We start from the raw sequence: 20,405 nt of genomic DNA on the forward strand, positions 1-20,405 counted from the left end.
CGACGCGATGAATTCCTCCTCCGAATCGATCTCCCCCGGCGCCGGCGGATTCGTGCCGCCGAATCCGGGCGGCATGCATCCGGCCGCGGCGGGCACGGCCGGCCCGACCGCGACGCAGCCGCGCCCGGGGCGCTGGGCCGCGAGCGGCACGAACCCGCTCGTCGCCGCGGCGAATCCGTTGCTCAACCTGGTGCCGCAGATCCGCTCGACCGTCCATCACCCGAATCCCGCGTGGCTGCGCGAGCACCTGGTCGTCGAGATCCGGCAGTTCGAGGCGCGGGCGCAGGAGGCCGGCGTGCCGTCGGAAGCGATCATCGGCGCGCGCTACTGCCTGTGCACGGCGCTCGACGAGGCCGCCGCGCTGACGCCGTGGGGCGGCAGCGTGTGGTCGTCGCACAGCCTGCTCGTGTCGTTCCACAACGAGACGTGGGGCGGCGAGAAATTCTTCCACCTGCTCGAACGCCTGTCGCAGCAGCCGCGCCAGCATCTCGACCTGCTCGAGCTGCTGTATTTCTGTCTCGCGCTCGGTTTCGAGGGCCGCTATCGCGTGCTCGACAACGGCCATGCGCAGCTCGACGCGCTGCGCCACCAGCTCGCGCTGACGATCCGCTCGGTGCGCGGCGAATTCGAACCGGCGTTGTCGCCGCACTGGCGCGACGTCGTCACGCGCGACGTCGCGCGCCGCTTCGGCGTGCCGCTGTGGGTGTGCGTGGCGCTCGCGCTGCTGATCGGCTTCGGCGTGTTCGTCGGGCTGCGGATCGCGCTCGCCGGGCATTCGGATCGGCTGTTCGCGTCGATCGACGCGCTGCACGTGCCGAAGCTGCAACCCGCGCAGGCGCCGCCGCGCCCGGCGCAGGCACCGCGCATCGCGAAGTTCCTGGAACCGGAGATCGCGGCCGGCCTCGTGGCGGTGCGCGACCAGGCCGACCGCAGCGTGATCGTGCTGCGCGGCGACGGGGTGTTCAAGTCCGGCTCGACGTCGGTAATCGACCGTTACGTGCCGGTGCTCGCGCGCGTGGCCGATGCGCTGAACAAGGTGCCCGGCAACGTGCGCGTGACCGGCTATACCGACGACACGCCCGTGCATACGGCGCGCTTCGCATCGAACTGGGACCTGTCGCGCGAACGCGCGGAAGCCGTGCGCGGGATGATCGCCGCGCGGCTCGACCATCCGGAACGGCTCGCCGCGGAAGGGCGCGGCACGCTCGATCCGGTCGCGCCGAACGATTCGCCTGCGAACCGCGCACTGAACCGGCGCGTCGAGATCACGCTGCTGCCGGCGCCCGGCAGTGCCGCCGTCGGCGCGAGCGCCACGCAGGGAGCCAACTGACCATGAACCAGGCTGTCGCGCGTTTCGTCCGGCCGTTGCCGTCGCGGGAGATCTGGACCTTCGCCGGTCTCGTCGTGCTCGCGTGCTTCGTATGGCTCGCGGGGCCGCTGTTCGCGTTCGCCGAGGTCCGGCCGCTCGAAAGCGGCTGGGCGCGCGGGCTCACGATCGCGGTGCTGTTCATCGCGTGGGGCGCACGCGTCGCGTGGCGCAGCTGGCGCGCCGGCCGCCTCAACGCGCAGTTGCTGAACCAGCTGCGCGAGGCCGCGCCCGGGCCGGCTGTCGCCGACGATCCGGCGAAAGCGCAGCTCGACGAGTTGCGCAGCCGCTTCGACGAAGCCGCGACGCTGCTGAAGAAGGTGCGCTTCGGGCAGGCCGACACCGTGCGCAAGGGCTTGCCGCGCTGGTTCGACCGGATGTCGCGCCAGTATCTGTATCAGCTGCCGTGGTACGTGTTCATCGGCGCGCCGGGCTCGGGCAAGACCACCGCGCTCGTGAATTCCGGGCTCAGCTTTCCGCTTGCCGAGCAGTTCGGCCGCGCGGCGATCCGCGGCGTGGGCGGCACGCGGCATTGCGACTGGTGGTTCACGAACGACGCGGTGCTGATCGACACGGCCGGCCGCTATACGACGCACGAGGGCAACCGCGCGCTCGACGAGGCCGAATGGAAAGGCTTCGTCGACCTGCTGAAGAAATACCGCACACGCCAGCCGCTGAACGGCGCGATGCTGACGATCAGCGTGGCCGACCTGCTCGGCGCGTCGGAGGCCGAACGCACGCAGCACGCGATGGTGCTGCGCAAGCGGCTGCTCGAACTGCGCGCGCAGCTCGGCATCCGCTTTCCCGTGTACCTGCTCGTGACGAAGGCCGACCTGCTCGCGGGCTTCGCCGAGTATTTCAGCAGCTATGGCCGCGCGGAATGCGCGCAGGTGTGGGGTTTCACGTTCCCGCTCGCACAAAGCGAGGCGCCGGGCTTCGACCTGCGCGCGGCATTCGACCGCGAATACCGGCTGCTGCACCAGCGGCTGAACGACGGGCTGCCCGAACTGCTCGCCGCGCAGACCGACGCGCGCCAGCGCGAGATGACGTACCTGCTGCCGCAGCAGATCGCCGACCTGCAGGACATGCTCGGCCAGTTCGTCGCCGAGGTGTTTTCCGTGTCGAGCTACGAGCCGATGCCGATGCTGCGCGGCGTCTACCTGACGAGCGGCACGCAGGAGGGCACCGCGTTCGATCGCGTGATGAGCGGCATCAAGCGCTTCCTGAAGATCGAGGGCGTGCCGCCGGTCGCGCAGGTCGGTTCGACCGGGCGCAGCTTCTTCCTGAAGTCGCTGCTGCAGGAGCACATCTTCCGCGAAGCCGCGCTCGCAGGCAGCGACCTGCGCTGGCACCAGAAGCGGCGCGTGCTGCAGATCGCCGGCTACGTGCTGCTCGCGCTGGTGTGCGTGGCCGTGCTGTTTGCGTGGCTGCGCAGCTATTCGAACAACCGCGCGTATCTCGACCAGATCGCCGGGCGCGTGCCGGCCGTCGATGCGCAGATCGCCGGCGCGAAATTCTCCGATGCGGCCGACGTCGCGCGCCTGCTGCCCGTGCTCGACGCGCTCGGCAACCTCGCGAATGCGGGCGGCGTCGACCTGCAGCATCCGCCGCTCGCGTACCGGTGGGGGCTGTTCCAGGGCGAGAAGATCGACGAAGCCGTCGACGCCGTGTACCGGCGCGCGCTCGAAGACGTGCTGCTGCCGATCGCCGCGAGCCGGATGGAGGCCGCGCTGCGCGACGCACGGCCCGACGAGACCGAATATGCGTATGCGGCGCTGAAGGCGTACCTGATGCTGTACGACAGCGCGCACTACGATCCCGCGTTCGTGCAGGCGGTCGTCGACCTCGAGATGGAACGTGCGCTGCCGCCCGATTTCTCGCCGGCCGAACGCTCCGCGCTGCGTGCGCATCTTGCCGCGCTGTTCGGCAACCGGGTCGCGGTGTCACCGTATCCGATGAACGAGCGGCTCGTGGCCGACGTGCGCGACCGGCTGCGCCAGGTGCCGTTCTCGCAGCGGCTGTACCGGCAGATGACGATGACGCTGCGGCCGGCCACGGCCGCGTTCGACTTCAGCGTCGCGCGGGCGGTCGGCCCCGACGCTTCACTGGTATTCCGCCGGCAGAGCGGCAAGCCGCTGTCGGAAGGCGTGCCGGGGCTCTACACGCGCAACGGCTATCGCAACGTGTTCGCGCCGCGCCTGGCCGGCGAGGTCGAAGCGTACGGGCGCGAGGAGGTGTGGGTGCTGAACCTCGGGCTGTCCGAGATTCCCGGCCCGAACGACGCGGCGGCGTGGGCGCGCGATATCCGCCAGCTCTACCTGAACGACTACCTGAAGATCTGGGACGACTATCTCGCCGACATCAAGCTGCAGCGCACCGCGACGCTCGCGCAGAGCATCCAGGTGGCGCGCGCGCTGTCGTCCGCCGATTCGCCGCTCACGCGACTGATGGTGGCGCTCGCACGGGACACCGCGCTCGGCGACGCACCGGGCGGGGCGCGCAATCTCGCGGCGCGTGCGCAGGACAAGGTCGACGAGGCGCGCAGCTCGCTGTCGCAGATCTTCGCGGGCCAGGGCGGCAATTCGAGTGCGTCCGCGGCGGCGCCCGCGAGCGCCGAGCAGATCGTCGACAGCCACTTCGCCGGGCTGCGTGCGTTCGCGCCGGGCAGCGGCGACCAGGCGTCGGCATTCAACGACGTGCTGAAGTCGATCGACGCGCTGTACACGTACCTGACGGCCACCGACGACGCGCTGAGGAGCGGCGCGCAGCCGCCGCCGTCCGATGCGCCCGCGAAGCTGCGCGCCCAGGCCGGCCGCCTGCCGACACCATTCCGCGAAGTGCTCGACGACCTGTCGAACGTCGCGAACGGCAGCGTGGCGACCGTCGAGCAGCGCAGCGTCGCGACGCGGGCCGGCGCGAACGTCGGCGACTTCTGCCGGCAGGCGATCGCAGGCCGCTATCCGTTCGCGCGCGGCGCGGCGCGCGACGTCGCGCCGGCGGATTTCGCGCAGATGTTCGCGCCCGGCGGCCTGATGGACGACTTCTTCCAGAAGAACCTGCAGTCGATCGTCGATACGACGTCACACCCGTGGCGCTTCGCGAACCGCAATGCGGACGCCGATCCGTCGGCCGCCGCGATGCTGGCGTCGTTCGAGAAGGCGGCGGTGATCCGCGACGTCTATTTCGGCGGCGGCGCGCGCACCGCGCAGTTGAAGGTGCAGATCCAGCCGCTCGAAATGGACCCGTCGATCACGGAGATGGTGCTCGACGTCGACGGGCAGATCGTCCGCTACGCGCACGGCCCGCTCGTGCAGAGCGCGGTGAACTGGCCGGGCCCGCGCGGCAGCAACCAGGTGCGGCTGCAGGTGTCCGGGCAGGCCGGCGCGACCGAAGGCTTCTCGACCGACGGGCCGTGGGCGCTGCACCGGCTGTTCGACCGCGCGGGGGTGTCCGCCGGGCGCGGTTCCGACCAGATGATTGCGCGGTTCACGGTCGACGGCAAACCGATCGTGCTGCAAGTGAATGCGGGCAGTGTCCGCAACCCGTTCAGGCTGCCCCAGATGGAGTCCTTTACATGCCCGCCGAAGCCATGAGCCCGACACCGCCGTTCACGCGTACCGACGGCGATGCGCCGGCCTGGTACGGGAAGATTCCCGGCGCCGGCGACTTCGTGAACAGCCGGCTGCCGCATGCGCTCGCGCTGTGGTGGGAGCGCTGGCTCCAGCAGGGCATGGCCGCGATGCGCCAGCGCGGCGCGGACGAGATCGAGCGCCACTACACGGTCGCGCCGGTCTGGAATTTCCTGATTCCGGCGGGCGCGGGTGCGTCGTGCGTGCAGCCGGGCTGCCTCGCGCCGAGCTGCGACCGGGTGGGGCGCTACTACCCGGTGATCGTGACGCTGCCGATGCGCGCCGCCGATTACTGGAACGGGCTGCCGGATGCCGCCGACACGTTCTACTGGCAGGTCGGCCAGGCGCTGCTCGACACGATCCGCCATGCCCGCGCGCCCGGCGATCTCGAGCAGATGCTGGAACGCGTGCGGCTCACGCAGCGCGACGACACCTACGCCGACATCGTCGACGGCATGCCGGCGCCGCCGCCGGAACGGCCGGCCCCGGCCGCGTGGCCCGGGCTGTCCGGTTACTTCGATCCGCACGGCGGCACGAGTTTCTGGTGGACCAACCGCGCGGACGGATCGCCGCTGCGCACGCATGCGCATACGGGCACGCCCGACAACGCGCTGTTCCTGACGCTGTTCGGCGGCAGCTAGCGGGCCCCCGGCTGACCGACGGCGGGCCGCCGGGCGCGGCGGGTGCGGCGAGTGGAAAGGACGCGGTTTCGAGAGGTGGTGGAGATGAAGGACGCTGGATCGAGAGACAACGAGCACGACACGGCGACACGCGGCGACGCATCCGAATTCACGGTGCGGCCGCTGCCGCTCGGCCATCGCCTGGGCGAACTGCAGCTCGACGAGGTGCTGGGCATCGGCGGCTTCGGGATCGTCTATCGCGCATTCGACCGCACGTTGCGGCGCGCGGTCGCGATCAAGGAATACATGCCGTCGATGCTGGCCACGCGCGGCGGCGACTACACGGTGTCGCTACGCTCCGAGCGGTTCGCGCAGGCCTTCGACGCCGGCCGCGGCGCGTTCCTCAACGAAGCGCGCCTGCTCGCGCAATTCGACCATCCGGGGCTCGTCAAGGTCCTGCATTTCTGGGAAAGCCACGGCACCGCGTACATGGTGATGCCGTTCTACGAAGGGCGCACGCTCAAGCAGCTGCTCGACGGCGGGATGCGGATCAGCGAGACGCAGTTGCGCAATATCGTCGGCGCGCTGCTCGGCGCGCTCGACACGCTGCATCGCGCGCAGTGCTTCCATCGCGACGTCGCGCTCGACAACGTGCTGATCCGCCCGAACGGCAGCGCGATCCTGCTCGACTTCGGCGCGGCGCGCAAACGGATCGGCGACCTGGTCGACGACGGCGCGATGATGATCAAGCCCGGCTACGCGCCGATCGAGCAGTACACCGACGATCCCGCGTTCAGCCAGGGGCCGTGGACCGACCTCTATGCGCTCGGCGCGGTGATGCACGCGATGATCACCGGCGAGCTGCCGCCCGCGGCCGTCGTGCGCAGCATCAAGGACACGTACCGGCCGCTCGCGTCGCGCGAACTGCCCGCCGGCGAGGTGTACAGCCCGGCCTTTCTCGCGGCGGTCGATCATGCGCTGCAGTTGCGGATTCCGGATCGGCCGGAATCGGTCGCGGCGTTCGCGGCGGAGCTCGGGTTGCGGGACGTCGGGACGGGTGGCGGATATGGCGCGGCGGTCGTGCCGCCGGTGGGTGATGCAGGCAGGAGCGGGGAAGGGAAGGGGGAGGCTTCGGCTGCGTCCGGTACGGCGTCGGCTGTTGGCGCGGCTTCGATCGGCGCGGGCGGGACCGCTTCGGGCAACGCTGCGGCGGATGGGCGGGCGTCGACAGCCGGTGGTGCAGATCATGTGTCTACACCCACGCACACGGCATCCGCAGCGCCTGGCGTGTCCGGCGCCAAGCCGGCGGCCGATATGCGTTCGACGTCCCAAACCGTCGCGCAAGGCGCCGCCGTTGCGGCTGCGGGCTCGCTGGCAGCGTCTGCTGCATCGCATGCGTCTCAATCGCCTGCGAAACCGGTTGAAAAGCCGGTCGAATCCGAAACGGCGAACGGAAACGTCGAACGCGCGCAAGAAGCGTCTGCTGCACGAACTGACACACACGACGCAGCCGGTACGCGATCCCCAACGACCGACACCGGCGTCGGTGCACGCGGTGCGGCGGGTTCCGGGAATGCGAACGCATCCGCGACTGCCGGCACCGCTGGTTTGAGCGCACCGCATCCCGCCGCATCGGCGTCGGCCTCGTCATCGAGTGGCGCATCCGGGCCGACCGGCGCCCAACGCGACCACGCTCCGCCGGGATCGCGCAACCGCCGGCTGCCGGTCTACGTCGGCAGCGCGCTCGTTGCGTTGATCGCCGTCGGCCTCGCGGCGACTTATCTGTCGCGTCCCGCCCGCGTCGCCGACGAGGCCGCGCCGGCCGCCAGCCAGCCGCAGGCCGGCACGTCACCGCCCGCGAGCACGCCGGGCGCCACGCTGGCCCAGCAAGGGCCGACACCGACCGTCGTGCCGCCGTCGAGCCTCCCGGCCGGATCGTCCGCGCAGGTTCCACCGCCCCCCGTCGTCGCCGCACCGGCCAGCGCGCCTGCCGTCGAAGCCGCCACGCCCGCGCCGCAGGTTGCGACCACCGTCACGAACCCGGCCCCGTCGCCGTCGGGCTCCAGCTCGGGCATCGCGCCCGCCGGCAGCCTCGATTCGTCGGAACGCGTCGTCAACGTGCCGCCGTCGGAAGCGGCCGCCACACCGGCGACCGCGCCGACACCCGCACCGAAGGCGCCGTCGGAGGCCGAGACTGCTGTCGCCGCCGTCACCGCGCCAACGGCCGAGTCGCAGCCGCGTCCGCCGAAGGCGCAGGAAACCGTGCAGGTGCGTTTCAACGTGCGGCCCTGGGGCGACATCTACGTGAACGGCGCGCGGCGCGGTGCGAGCCCGCCGCTGCGCTCCGTATCGCTGACGCCGGGCGTCTACGTGATCGAGATCCGCAACGGCTCGCTGCCGCCGTTGCACCGCACCGTGGCGATCGACTTCGGCAGCAAACCGGTCAACATCGACTATGCATTCGAATGACGTCAGCCAGGCGGCGCTGGCCGCCGCCGCACATGCCACGGTGCCGCCCGGCCTGCCGGCGACCCCGCGCGCCGACCTGATCGGCCAACTGCTCGCGGACGTCGCGCCCGATGCGCCGTGCGGCGCGAACCTCGAATACGACGCCGAGTTCCTGCAACTGCAGGAGCGCGCGACGCCGCGTGCCGAGCAGCAATACGGCGACACCGTGATCCCGGCCGAGGCGCCCGACTGGCGGGCGGTCGAGCGGCTCGCGCTGGCGCTGTCGGCGCGCACGAAGGATCTGCGCGTCATCGCCTGTCTCGCGCGAAGCTGGACCGAGCAACACGGTATTCCGGGCTACGCGGACGCGCTTGCGCTCGTCGCGAACCTGCTCGAACGCCGCTGGGACGACCTGCATCCGCGGCTCGACGCGGACGGCGAACCGGACCCGACATTGCGGATGAACGCGCTCGCCGAGATAGCCGGCGCGCACGACTGCGCGCGCGCGGCGCGGCGCCAGCCGCTGTTCGACGGCGGCCCGAGCGTGCGCGACGCGGAACGGCTGCTCGACGGCCGCGACGACACCGGCAGCCCCGTGGCGGGCAGCCGCGAAAGCCTGCTGGCTGCGCTGTCGGCCGCGCGCAGCGACGGCACGACGCCGCTCGACGCGGCGCGCGCGGCACTGCACGCACTGGAGGCGATCCGCGTGGGCGTGACGGACAGGCTGGGCCGCGAATGGGCGCCCGACGAAGGCGACGCCGAGAAGGCGCTGCAACGGATCGTGCGCGACGTGCCGCTGCCCGAGCCGCAACCGGTGTCGCCCGACATGCAGCAGGCCGCGCCCGGCGACACGGCGCCGCCAGGCGTTGCCGCAACCGCGCCGGCGGCACGACCGAACGCGCACGCCTGGCGCGATGCCGAGGTCACGAGCCGCGACGACGTGCGCATCGGTCTCGACAAGATGTGCCGCTATTTCGAGCAACACGAGCCGAGCCATCCGGCGCCGCTGCTGCTGCGGCGCGCGCAACGGCTGCTCGCGCTCGACTTCTACGAAATCATCCGCGATCTCGCGCCGGAGAGCCTGCCGAAGCTGGATCTGCTGAGCGGCGAGCGGAGCGAATGAAACGAGCGAGCGCCGCCGCGATGTGGGCGGTGACGACCAACTGCGCAACCTGATCGATGTGAAGGAGTGGACGATGACGGACAGAACCAAGGCGGCAGGCAGCGGACAGAAGTTCATCGCGCGCAATCGGGCGCCGCGCGTGCAGATCGAGTACGACGTCGAGACCTACGGCGCCGAACGCAAGGTGCAGTTGCCGTTCGTGATGGGCGTGATTTCGGACCTGGCGGGCAAGCGTGCGGAGCCGTTGCCGGACTTGCCGGAGCGGAAATTTCTCGAGATCGACGTCGACAACTTCGACGAGCGGATGAAATCGATCGCGCCGCGTGTCGCGTTCCAGGTGCCGAACACGCTGACGGGCGAAGGGATGCTCAACGTCGACATGACGTTCGAGCAGATCGACGATTTCTCGCCGGCCGCGATCGCGCGCAACGTCGACGCGCTGCGCCGGCTGCTGGAGGCGCGCACCGAGCTGTCGAACCTGCTGTCGTACATGGACGGCAAGCATGGCGCCGAGCAGCTGATCGAGCGCGCGATCAACGATCCCGACCTGCTGAAGACGCTCGTGCGCAACCCGCACGAGCCCGCGCAGGGGGGCGACGCGACCCAACCGGAGGCCCGCGATGAATGATCCCGTCCAATCCCGCGCGGATACGCGCGACGCCGCACAACCGGCCGTCGCGCACGACGAATTCGCCGCACTGCTGCAGAAGGAGTTCAAGCCGAAGACGGCCGAGGCGCGCGAGTCGGTCGAGCGCGCGGTGCGCACGCTCGCGCAGCAGGCGCTCGAACACACGGTCGGCATGACGACCGATGCGTACGGCAGCGTGAAGCAGATCATCGCGGAGATCGACCGCAAGCTGTCCGAGCAGATCAACCAGATCCTGCATCACAACGAGTTCCAGACGCTCGAAGGCGCGTGGCGCGGGCTGCATTACCTCGTCACGCACACCGAGACCGACGAGCTGCTGAAGATCAAGGCGCTGCCGGCGTCGCGCAACGAGGTCGCGCGGGTGCTGAAGCGCTACAAGGGCGTCGCGTGGGATCAGAGCCCGCTGTTCCGCAAGATCTACGAAGAGGAATACGGGCAATTCGGCGGCGAGCCGTTCGGCTGCCTGGTCGGCGATTTCCATTTCAACCACAGCCCGCCGGACGTCGAGATGCTCGGCGAGCTGTCGAAGATCGCGGCGGCCGCGCACGCGCCGTTCATCGCCGGTGCATCGCCGGAGCTGATGCAGATGGATTCGTGGCAGGAGCTGTCGAACCCGCGCGACCTGACGAAGATCTTCCAGAACACCGAATACGCGGCGTGGCGCAGCCTGCGGCAGTCGGAGGATTCGCGCTACATCGGCCTCGCGATGCCGCGCTTTCTCGCGCGGCTGCCGTACGGCGCGCGCACCAACCCGGTCGACGAATTCGACTTCGAGGAAGACACCGACGCCGCGAACCACGACCGCTACACGTGGGCGAATTCGGCGTATGCGATGGCCGCGAACATCAACCGCTCGTTCAAGCAGTTCGGCTGGTGTTCGTCGATCCGCGGCGTCGAATCGGGCGGGGCGGTCGAAGGGCTGCCGAGCCACACGTTCCCGACCGACGACGGCGGCGTCGACCAGAAATGCCCGACCGAGATCGCGATCAGCGACCGCCGCGAGGCCGAGCTCGCGAAGAACGGCTTCATGCCGTTCGTACACCGGAAGAACTCGGATTTCGCGGCGTTCATCGGCGCGCAGTCGCTGTACCAGCCGGCCGAGTACCACGATCCCGACGCGACCGCGAACGCGCGGCTGTCCGGCCGCCTGCCATACCTGTTCGCGTGCTGCCGCTTCGCGCATTACCTGAAGTGCATCGTGCGCGACAAGATCGGCTCGTTCCGCGAACGCGACGACATGGAGCGCTGGCTGAACGACTGGATCATGAACTACGTCGACGGCGACCCCATCAACTCGTCGCAGGAAACCAAGGCGCGCAAGCCGCTCGCGGCCGCGCAGGTGGTGGTCGACGAGGTCGAGGACAACCCCGGCTACTACACGTCGAAATTCTTCCTGCGGCCGCACTACCAGCTCGAAGGGCTCACGGTGTCGCTGCGGCTCATCTCGCGGCTGCCGACCGCGAAGGCGGCCAACGAGTGAGCAGCGCAGCAAGCAACGATCGGCATTCAACGCGGCATTCATCCTGACATCGCACTGAAACGGAGACGGCAATGGGCGTGGCAATGTTTATGAAGGTGGACGGCGTGACCGGCGAATCGGCGGACGCGCAGCACAAGGGCTGGACCGACATCCAGTCGTTCACGTGGGGCGCGAGCCAGCCGGGCGCGATGGCGAGCGGCAGCGGCGGCAACGCGGGCAAGGCGAGCTTCAACGATCTCGTCGTCGCCGCATACATGGACAAGGGCGCGCCCGCGATCATCAAGAACTGCGCGAACGGCAAGCATCTGTCGTCGGTCGAGATCTCCGCATGCAAGACGGGCGGCACGCAGGTCGAGTTCATGCGCGTGACGCTGCAGGAGGTGCTCGTCACGTCCGCGCAGGTCGCGGGCATCGATCCGGGCGACGTCGCCGACCGGCTGATGATGCATTACGGCTTCCAGGCCGCGAAGGTGAAGAAGCAGTACTGGCAGCAGAACGACAACGGCGGCAAGGGCGCGGAGGTGACCGTCGGCTGGAACATCAAGGAAAACACCGAGATGTGACGGCGCGGAGATGACGATGGACGACCCGCGAACCCGCGACGGCCGCGACAGCCGGGAAGGCAGCCTGCGCGACCGGCTCCAGCCCGCGCTGCTCGACCGGCTCACCGACGACACGCCGCAGCGCGCCGCCGAAGCGCCCGGCGCGCAGTGGATCGGCACGGAACGCCTGCGTGCGGCCGTGCTGCGCGATCTCGCGTGGCTGCTCAACACGCGCAACGCCGAGGACGGCTTCGTCGACTGGTCGGCGTTCACGCACGCGCAGGCGTCGGTGCTCAACTACGGGATGCGGCCGCTCGTGGGCAAGCCGATGTCGGGCGTCGAGCGGATGTCGGTCGAGGCGTCGATCCGCGACGCGATCCTCCGCTTCGAGCCGCGCATCGCGCCCGACAGCGTCGAAGTCCGCAGCGTGATCGACGCGGCCGGCGGCCGCGCCGGCGAACGGCGCCACAACGTGTTGCTGTTCGAGATTCGCGGCACGCTGTGGTCGATCCCGCATCCGCTCGAATTCGTGCTGCGCTCCGACCTCGATCTCGAGACGGGCGCGATGTCGCTGCAATCGGTGGCGGGGGCCTGACGCGATGGATACGCGCCTGCTCGACTACTACAACCGCGAACTCGCGTACCTGCGCGAGCTCGGCGGCGAATTCGCGCAGCAGTTCCCGAAAGTGGCCGCGCGGCTGCGGCTCAACGAATCGGGGCCGCCCGATCCGTACGTCGAGCGGCTGCTCGAAGGCTTCAGCTTCCTCACCGCGCGCGTGCAGCTCAAGATGGACGCCGAGTTTCCGCGCTTCACGCAGGCGCTGCTCGATGCCGTTTATCCCGGCTATATCGCGCCGCTGCCGTCGATGGCGATCGTGCGGTTCGCGCCGCTGCTGAACGAAGGCAGCCTGGCGCAAGGCTGGCGGCTGCCGGCCGGCACCGCGCTGCGCGCGCGTCCGGCCGCGTCCGAGCAGACCGCCTGCGAATTCCGCACCGCGCATGACCTGACGCTGTGGCCGCTCGAACTGACCGATGCGACCGTCACCGGCGCGCCGTCGTGGCTGCCGCGCGGCGCGTTCGCCGCGCGGCAGGACGTGCGCGGCGCGCTGCGCATCCGGTTGGAGGCGCGCGGCGGTGCCAAACTGTCCCAGTTGCCGCTCGACCGGCTGACGTTCCATCTCGCCGGCCCCGAACGCGACGCGCTGCATCTGCTCGAACTGATCGCCGCGCATGCGCTCGGCGTCGTGTGCCACGATCCGGCGCAGCCGCCGCGCTGGCTGCATACGCTCGATGCCGACGCGATCGTCCACGAGGGCTTCGATCCCGCACAGGCGATCCTGCCCGACGACGGCCGCAGCTTCCACGGCTACCGGCTGCTGCGCGAGTATTTCGCGTTTCCGGCGCGTTTCCTGTTCTTCAGCATCGGCGGGCTGCGCGCCGCGCTTGCGCGTGCGACCGGCGACGCGTTCGAACTGACCGTGCTGTTCGATCGCCACGATGCGGCGCTCGAGGCGGCCGTCAGCGCGAAACACCTCGCGCTGAACTGCACGCCGGCCGTGAACCTGTTCGCGCGCCGCGCCGACCGCATTCCGCTGCAGCCGGGCGCGCGCGAGCACCATGTCGTCGTCGATCGCAGCCGGCCGCTCGACTATGAGGTCTATGCGGTGCAGCGGCTCGCGAGCGAGCAGCGCGACGATGGCCAGTCGCGCGAATTCCGGCCGTTTCATGCGTCGTTCGCGAGCGACGACGGTAATCACGGCGCTTACTACACGGTGCGGCGCGAACCGAGGCTGGTCTCTTCTCAGGCACGTGCGAACGGCACGCGCACCGGCTACGTCGGCAGCGAGACCTACGTGTCGCTCGTCGACAGCCAGTGCGCGCCGTACGACGAAACGATGCGTTACCTGGCGGCCGATACCCTGTGCACGAATCGCGATCTCGTGCTGCTGCAGCCACCGGGCGATGCGAACACGTTCACGCTGCGCGTGTCGGCCCCGGTCGAAAGCATCGTCGCGATCCGCGGCCCGTCGCGGCCGCGCCCGCCGATCGCCGATGCGCAAACCGCGTGGCGGCTGATCCGCCATCTCGGGCTCGCACGCCACACGCTGACCGATCTCGACGACGAAGAGGGCGCGCATGCGCTGCGCGAACTGCTCGGCCTGCATGCCGACCCGGCCGATGCCGCGATGCGCCGGCAGATCGACGGCGTGCTGCGCGTGGCGTTCTCGCCGGTGTTTCGTCGGCTGCCGGCGTCCGGCCCGCTGATGTTCGGGCGCGGCGTGCAGGTCGACGTGACCGTCGACGATCATGCGTTCTCCGGCGACAGCCCGTTCCTGCTCGGCGCGGTGCTCGAGCAGTTCTTCGCGCGGCACGTGTCGATCAACGCGTTCGCCGAATGCGTGCTGACCAGTGCGCAGCGCGGCACGCTCGCGCGCTGGCCGGCGCGCATCGGCAGGCGGCCCGCGATATGAAGCGCGACATGTCTCCGGCTACCGGGCCGGCTGCCGAAGCCGCACGCCGCGACGCGTGGTGGGCACGCCTGCGCGCCGCGCCGCACGGCTACGACCTGTTCCAGGCGCTGCGCTGGCTCGATGCGCTGTCGCCCGGCCCCGCGCCGCTCGGCCATGCGACGCGGCCACGCGACGAGCCGGTGCGGCTCGGGCAGCAACCGTCGCTCGCGTTCGCGGCGTCGATGCTGGCCGGCGTGAGCGACGACGGCAGCGGCATGCCGCCGCGCATCGCGATCCACGGGTTCGGGCTGTTCGGCCCGAACGGGCCGCTGCCGACGCACCTGACCGAATACGCGCACGAACGCGCCGCGCAGCACGACGATCCGACGTTCGCCGCGTTCGCCGACCTGTTCCATCACCGGCTGATCCTGCTGTTCTACCGCGCCTGGGCCGACGCGCAGCCGACGGTGAGCCTCGATCGCCCGGAGCGCGCACGGTTCGACGGTTATATCGCGAGCCTGATCGGCCGGGCGGCGCATGGCGACAAGCCGGCCGCGAAAGCCGACATCCACGCTGACGCCGACACGCTCGCGCCGCATGCGCGCTATTTCCACGCGGGCCATCTCGTGCGGCACACGCGCAACCCGGAAGGGCTCGTGCAGATCCTGCGCCGGCATTTCGGTGTCGAGGCGCGCATCGTCGAGCACGTGCCGCGGTGGGTCGCGATCGAACGTTCGCAGCGCTGCACGATCCGCGCGACGCGGCCGACGTTGCGGGTCGGCGCCGTCGCGCTCGGCGTCGCGGTGCGCGATGCGCAGTCGCGCTTCCGGATCGTGCTCGGCCCGCTGTCGCTCGACGCGTACCGCCGTTTCCTGCCGGGCGGCCCGCATGCGCGGCAGCTCGCGCAATGGGTGCGCGAATACGTCGGCATCGAGTTCGACTGGGACGTACAGCTCGAACTGGCGGCCGACGCGGTGCCCGCGATCGCGCTCGGCGCACCGCAGGGCATCGGCCGCACCGCGTGGCTCGGGCAGCGGCTCGAACCGGGCCCCGCGCGCGACCTCGTCGTCCGCTACGACGTGCGGCGCGGCGGCGCCCCCCTTCATCGCGAAACCGCCTAAACGGGAACCGTCATGTCCGATATCGGCCGCGCCAACCTGTTCGGAAAACTGAATCCGTTCCTCTACGAGACGCTCGAGCAGGCGACCGGCTTCTGCCGGCTGCGCGGCAATCCGTACGTCGAGCTTGCGCACTGGTTCAAGCAGATGCTGCAGCGGCCCGACGGCGACCTGCAGCGCGTGCTGCGCCACTTCGGCGTGGACGACGCCGCGATCGACCGCGGGCTCGTTACCGCGCTCGACAAGCTGCCGCGCGGCGCGGGCTCGGTGTCGGATCTGTCCGTGCACATCGACGATGCGGTCGAGCGCGCGTGGGTCTACGCGACGTTGAAGTACGACGCGACGCGCATTCGCGGCGCGGTGCTGCTGCTCGCGATCCTGAAGACACCGCAGTTGCGCAACGTGCTGCTGGCGATCACGCGCGAATTCGAGCGCATCGTGCCGGACGTGCTCGCCGACGAACTCGCGTCGATCGTCGAAGGCTCGCCCGAAGCGCCAGCGGCCGGGCAGGCGGCGCAGGGCGGCGACATGACGATGCGCGGCGCGACCGCCGCCGCCGGCTCGGCGCTCACGCGCTTCGCCGTCGACCTGACCGCCCGCGCGTGGGCCGGCGAGATCGATCCGGTGATCGGACGCGATCCGGAAATTCGCCAGATCGTCGACATCCTGCTGCGACGCCGGCAGAACAACCCGCTGCTGGTCGGCGAGGCCGGCGTCGGCAAGACGGCGGTCGCGGAAGGCTTCGCGCTGCGGATTGCCGCCGGCGACGTGCCGCCGTCGCTGCGGGACGTCGCGCTGTACCTGCTCGACATCGGGCTGCTGCAGGCCGGCGCGAGCGTGAAGGGTGAATTCGAGAGCCGGCTGCGCGGCGTGATCGACGAAGCGATGTCGTCCGAGCGGCCGGCGATCCTGTTCATCGACGAAGTCCACACGCTCGTCGGCGCGGGCGGGGCCGCCGGCACCGGCGACGCCGCGAACCTGCTGAAGCCAGCGCTCGCCCGCGGCCTGCTGCGCACGATCGGCGCGACCACGTGGTCCGAGTACAAGCAGTACATCGAGAAGGACCCGGCGCTGACGCGACGCTTCCAGCTCGTGCACGTCCATGAACCGGAGGAAGCGGCCGCGCTGACGATGCTGCGCGGCCTCGCCGGGAAGCTCGAGGCCCACCACCGCGTGCTCGTGCTCGACGATGCGCTGGAGGCCGCCGTCACGCTGTCGCACCGCTACATTCCCGCCCGCCAGTTGCCGGACAAGGCGATCAGCCTGCTCGATACGGCCTGCGCGCGCGTCGCCGTCAGCCAGCACGCGGTACCCGCGCCGATCGAAGATGCACGCCGCCGCATCGACAGCCTGCGCGTCGAACAGGAGCGGATCGGGCGCGAATGCGCGCTCGGCACCGGTGATACGGCGCGGCGCGACGCGATCGAGCACGACATTGCTACCGCCCGAACCGAACTCGACCGGCTCGACACGCGCTGGCAAACCGAACGCGACGCATTGACCGCGATCGTCGATGCCCGTGCGCTGCTGCTCGACGACGATCCGTCCCACGCACTCGATGCGGATGCACGAGCCGCGGCGCAAAACCGTCTCTCGGCTGCCCAGCAGGCGCTGGCCGACCTGCAGGGCGATGCGCCGCTCGTGCTGCCCGCCGTCGACCCACACGCGGTGGCCGCGGTCGTGGCCGACTGGACCGGCATTCCGCTCGGCCGCATGGTCCGCGACGAAACGCAGGCCGTGCTGAAGCTCGCCGATACGCTCGGCGAGCGCGTCGTCGGCCAGCAGCACGCGGTCGAGCTGATCGCCGAGCGCATCCAGACCGCGCGCGCCAAGCTGGACGACCCGAAGAAACCGCATGGCGTGTTCCTGCTGTGCGGGCCGTCCGGCGTCGGCAAGACCGAGACCGCGCTCGCACTGGCCGACACGCTGTACGGCGGCGAACACAACGCGATCACGATCAACATGAGCGAATTCCAGGAGGCGCATACGGTGTCGACACTGAAGGGCGCGCCGCCCGGCTACGTGGGCTACGGGCAGGGCGGCGTGCTCACCGAAGCGGTGCGCCGCCGCCCGTACAGCGTCGTGCTGCTCGACGAGATCGAGAAGGCGCACCGCGACGTGCACGAGATTTTCTTCCAGGTATTCGACAAGGGCTGGATGGAGGATGGCGAGGGGCGCGACATCGATTTCCGCCACACGGTGATCCTGCTGACGTCGAACGTCGGTGCCGATCGTGTGATGCAGCTGTGTCGCGACCCCGAGCGCCTGCCCGACGTGCAGACGCTCGCCGATGCGCTGCGCGCGCCGCTGCTCGACGTGTTTCCTGCCGCGCTGCTCGGGCGGTTGACCGTCGTGCCGTACTACCCGCTCACCGACGCGACGCTCGCGCGGATCGTCGCATTGCAGTTGCGGCGGATCGAGCAGCGGATCGACGCGCACCACGGCATCCGGCTGCGCTGCACCGAAGCGGCGACCGCGCTGGTCGTCGAGCGTTGCCGGACGATCGAATCCGGCGGCCGGATGGTCGACGCAATCCTCACGCACACCGTGATGCCGCGCATCGGCCGCGCGATCCTCCAGGCCACGCTCGAGGGCCGCACGCTGTCGTCGATCGAGCTGAGCGCCGTCGACGGCGAATTCGCGTACCGGTTCGACGAGGAGGAAACGACTTGAATCGCGTATTCACACTCGACAGCCCGCACGGCGACGGCCTCAAGTTCCATACGCTCGACGGCAGCGACGAGCTCGGCCGCCTGTTCGAATTCCGGATCGAGGCGCTTGCCGACAGTCACAGCCTGTCGCTGAAGGACATGCTCGGCAAGCCCGTGACGGTCCGGATCGAACAGCAGGACCTGTCGACCCGCTACCTGAACGGGATCGTTGCGCGCGCATCGCTTTCCGGCCGGCGCGCCGAGCGCTACTACGGCTACGAGCTGATCGTGCGCCCGTGGCTGTGGCTCGCGACGCGCCGCTCCGATTGCCGGATCTTCCAGAACAAGACCGTGCCCGAGATCGTGCAGGAGGTGCTGTCGACGTACGGCTTTCCGATCGAGAACCACCTCGCCGAATCGTATGTGCCGCGCGACTATTGCGTGCAGTACAACGAGACCGATGCCGCGTTCGTGTCGCGGCTGATGGAGTTCGAGGGGATCTACTTCTGGTTCCGGCATGCGGAGGACACGCATACGCTGATGCTCGGCGACGCGATGTCGTCGCATACCGTGCTGCCCGGCTACGAGACGATTCCGTACATCGCGCGCGACCGCACCGCGATCGCCGACGAGGAGCACATCGACGGCTGGCTGCCCGCGCAGGCGGTGAGCGTCGGCCGGCACCAGACCACCGACTATGACTATACGAAGCCGCGCGCCGATCTTTCGTCGCAGAAAGTCGATCCGCGTGGGCACGATCACGACAGTTTCGCTTCGTTCGAGTGGCCGGGTGGTTATCGCGACGATGCGCCCGGTGCGCATTACAGCCGCGTGCGGCTCGAGGAACAGCAGGCCGGACATGAACGGGCGAGCGCCGATACCGATGTGCGCGGTGTCGCGCCCGGTCATCTGTTCACGCTCGAACATTGCCCGCGGGCGGACCAGAACCGCGAATACCTGATCGTGCGCTGCCAGTACCGCTTTCAGGAGAACGCGTATGCGAGCGACCAGGGCGCGGAGGCCGTCGTGCATCAGACGATGATGCTCGTGCAGCCGTCGAGCCTGCCTTACCGGTCGCCGCGCGAGACGCCGCGGCCGCGCACCAACGGGCCGCAGACGGCCACCGTCGTCGGGCCGCCCGGGGAGGAAATCTGGACCGACCAGTACGGGCGCGTGAAGCTGCAGTTCCGCTGGGATCGGTATGGGCAGAGCAATCAGGATTCGTCGTGCTGGGTGCGGGTGTCGAGTCCCTGGGCCGGGGGTGGGTTCGGGGGCGTGCAGATTCCGCGGGTGGGTGATGAGGTCGTCGTGGATTTTCTGAACGGCGATCCGGATGAGCCGATCGTCACCGGACGGGTTTTCAACGGCGAGAAGATGCCACCGTGGGGGCTGCCGGGCAGTGCGACGCAGAGCGGGCTGTTGTCACGCTCGTCGCCGGGCGGGACGACCGACCACGCCAATGCGTTCCGGTTCGAGGACAAGAAGGGCGCCGAGCAACTGTGGATGCACGCGGAACGGAATTTCGATGCGGAGACGGAGCTCGATCATTCGCTTTCCGTCGGGAACAACCATACGCATACGGTCGGGAACGACGAAACGATGCAGGTGAAGAACAACCGGCAACGGAGCGTGGGGCAGAACGAGACGGTGAATATCGGGCAGAACCGGGTCGCGCAGATTGGGGCGAACGAGACGCATGGGGTGACGGGGAATCGCAGCGTGTCGGTCGATGGCAACAGTTCGCATACCGTGACCAAGGGGAATCACAACCTGGCGGTGATCGCCGGAACGCACGACGTCTTCGTCGAGGGGAACAGCACGCATGTCGTCGGCACCGGGTCGTATGCGACGAAGGTCAATGCCGGAAACCATTCCGTGGACGTTAACAAAGTCGCTTCATTGGCGGCCGGCCAATACATCGACATGGGTTCAGGAAAGAGTGGCGTGTCGATCAACAAGGACAACGTCGGCGTCTCCATCGGCGGAACCGGAGGCGATACCGGTGTCGGGATCAGCGGCCAGGGTGGCGGTGTGGCCATCGCCGGATACGGCAAGGGCGTCAACATTGCGGGCTACGCACCTGGCGTGACGATTTACGGCGAGAACGATCTCAATCTTTCCGGCAAGTCGACGGCAAATCTTCAGGCACCGACGGTCAACATCGACAACGGCAAGGCCAGTTGCACCGTCAACGTCAATGCGACGAGGATCGTTCTGGCGACCGGTGGCGGCTCGATCACGCTCGACGGATCGGGCGTGACGATCCAGGGGACGATTGCCCACATCAATTGATTTCGACCGGCGCCTGCCGGTCACACGATTGCATTTG

Annotated in this window: 13 protein-coding genes; all 13 read left to right on the top strand. The window is 69.5% G+C overall.

Annotated elements, in window-relative coordinates:
* Positions 1-7: 7 nt before the first annotated feature.
* Positions 8-1,330 carry a DotU family type VI secretion system protein gene (locus QZM35_RS06070; protein ID WP_089427478.1) on the top strand — a complete coding sequence of 441 codons (1,323 nt, stop codon included), beginning with the start codon at positions 8-10 and terminating at the stop codon, positions 1,328-1,330.
* A 2-nt stretch (positions 1,331-1,332) separates the two neighbouring features.
* Positions 1,333-4,959: a type VI secretion system membrane subunit TssM gene (tssM, locus tag QZM35_RS06075; protein ID WP_301775580.1), complete on the top strand. Its 3,627-nt coding sequence runs from the start codon at positions 1,333-1,335 to the stop codon at positions 4,957-4,959.
* Positions 4,941-5,636, top strand: a complete 696-nt coding sequence (tagF, locus tag QZM35_RS06080) for a type VI secretion system-associated protein TagF (RefSeq protein ID WP_301775581.1) — start codon at positions 4,941-4,943, stop codon at positions 5,634-5,636. Before tssM ends, tagF begins: the two co-directional genes overlap by 19 nt.
* A gap of 84 nt (positions 5,637-5,720) precedes the next feature.
* Positions 5,721-8,084, top strand: a complete 2,364-nt coding sequence (locus QZM35_RS06085) for a serine/threonine-protein kinase (RefSeq protein ID WP_301775582.1) — start codon at positions 5,721-5,723, stop codon at positions 8,082-8,084.
* Positions 8,071-9,186, top strand: coding sequence for a type VI secretion system protein TssA (tssA, locus tag QZM35_RS06090; protein WP_301775583.1), 1,116 nt, complete (start codon positions 8,071-8,073; stop codon positions 9,184-9,186). The genes QZM35_RS06085 and tssA overlap by 14 nt, the downstream gene beginning before the upstream one ends.
* Positions 9,187-9,259: 73 nt before the next feature.
* Positions 9,260-9,814, top strand: coding sequence for a type VI secretion system contractile sheath small subunit (tssB, locus tag QZM35_RS06095; protein WP_089429096.1), 555 nt, complete (start codon positions 9,260-9,262; stop codon positions 9,812-9,814).
* The gene (tssC, locus tag QZM35_RS06100) at positions 9,807-11,315 is read left to right on the top strand and encodes a type VI secretion system contractile sheath large subunit (RefSeq protein ID WP_124576885.1); all 1,509 of its coding nucleotides are present in this window, start codon (positions 9,807-9,809) and stop codon (positions 11,313-11,315) included. Before tssB ends, tssC begins: the two co-directional genes overlap by 8 nt.
* Positions 11,316-11,386: 71 nt before the next feature.
* Positions 11,387-11,878, top strand: coding sequence for a type VI secretion system tube protein Hcp (locus QZM35_RS06105; protein ID WP_027791618.1), 492 nt, complete (start codon positions 11,387-11,389; stop codon positions 11,876-11,878).
* A 16-nt stretch (positions 11,879-11,894) separates the two neighbouring features.
* On the top strand, positions 11,895-12,452 hold the full coding sequence (tssE, locus tag QZM35_RS06110; protein ID WP_089429095.1) for a type VI secretion system baseplate subunit TssE: 558 nt from the start codon (positions 11,895-11,897) through the stop codon (positions 12,450-12,452).
* A gap of 4 nt (positions 12,453-12,456) precedes the next feature.
* Positions 12,457-14,328 carry a type VI secretion system baseplate subunit TssF gene (tssF, locus tag QZM35_RS06115; RefSeq protein ID WP_301775584.1) on the top strand — a complete coding sequence of 624 codons (1,872 nt, stop codon included), beginning with the start codon at positions 12,457-12,459 and terminating at the stop codon, positions 14,326-14,328.
* Positions 14,329-14,336: 8 nt separating this feature from the next.
* The gene (gene tssG, locus QZM35_RS06120) at positions 14,337-15,428 is read left to right on the top strand and encodes a type VI secretion system baseplate subunit TssG (RefSeq protein ID WP_367620778.1); all 1,092 of its coding nucleotides are present in this window, start codon (positions 14,337-14,339) and stop codon (positions 15,426-15,428) included.
* 12 nt (positions 15,429-15,440) lie between these two features.
* Positions 15,441-18,098, top strand: a complete 2,658-nt coding sequence (tssH, locus tag QZM35_RS06125; protein WP_301775586.1) for a type VI secretion system ATPase TssH — start codon at positions 15,441-15,443, stop codon at positions 18,096-18,098.
* Positions 18,095-20,368, top strand: coding sequence for a type VI secretion system tip protein TssI/VgrG (gene tssI / locus QZM35_RS06130; protein ID WP_367620779.1), 2,274 nt, complete (start codon positions 18,095-18,097; stop codon positions 20,366-20,368). The genes tssH and tssI overlap by 4 nt, the downstream gene beginning before the upstream one ends.
* The last annotated feature ends 37 nt before the right edge of the window (positions 20,369-20,405 follow it).

The sequence above is a fragment of the Burkholderia sp. AU45274 genome, assembly GCF_030482505.1.
GTDB lineage: Bacteria > Pseudomonadota > Gammaproteobacteria > Burkholderiales > Burkholderiaceae > Burkholderia.

Coding starts and splice junctions, on each gene's coding strand:
- tssH (WP_301775586.1), top strand. CDS start 15,441: ATGTCCGATATCGGCCGCGCCAACCTGTTCGGAAAACTGAATCCGTTC.
- QZM35_RS06105 (WP_027791618.1), top strand. CDS start 11,387: ATGGGCGTGGCAATGTTTATGAAGGTGGACGGCGTGACCGGCGAATCG.
- QZM35_RS06085 (WP_301775582.1), top strand. CDS start 5,721: ATGAAGGACGCTGGATCGAGAGACAACGAGCACGACACGGCGACACGC.
- tssB (WP_089429096.1), top strand. CDS start 9,260: ATGACGGACAGAACCAAGGCGGCAGGCAGCGGACAGAAGTTCATCGCG.
- QZM35_RS06070 (WP_089427478.1), top strand. CDS start 8: ATGAATTCCTCCTCCGAATCGATCTCCCCCGGCGCCGGCGGATTCGTG.
- tssA (WP_301775583.1), top strand. CDS start 8,071: ATGCATTCGAATGACGTCAGCCAGGCGGCGCTGGCCGCCGCCGCACAT.
- tagF (WP_301775581.1), top strand. CDS start 4,941: ATGCCCGCCGAAGCCATGAGCCCGACACCGCCGTTCACGCGTACCGAC.
- tssG (WP_367620778.1), top strand. CDS start 14,337: ATGTCTCCGGCTACCGGGCCGGCTGCCGAAGCCGCACGCCGCGACGCG.
- tssF (WP_301775584.1), top strand. CDS start 12,457: ATGGATACGCGCCTGCTCGACTACTACAACCGCGAACTCGCGTACCTG.
- tssM (WP_301775580.1), top strand. CDS start 1,333: ATGAACCAGGCTGTCGCGCGTTTCGTCCGGCCGTTGCCGTCGCGGGAG.
- tssC (WP_124576885.1), top strand. CDS start 9,807: ATGAATGATCCCGTCCAATCCCGCGCGGATACGCGCGACGCCGCACAA.
- tssE (WP_089429095.1), top strand. CDS start 11,895: ATGGACGACCCGCGAACCCGCGACGGCCGCGACAGCCGGGAAGGCAGC.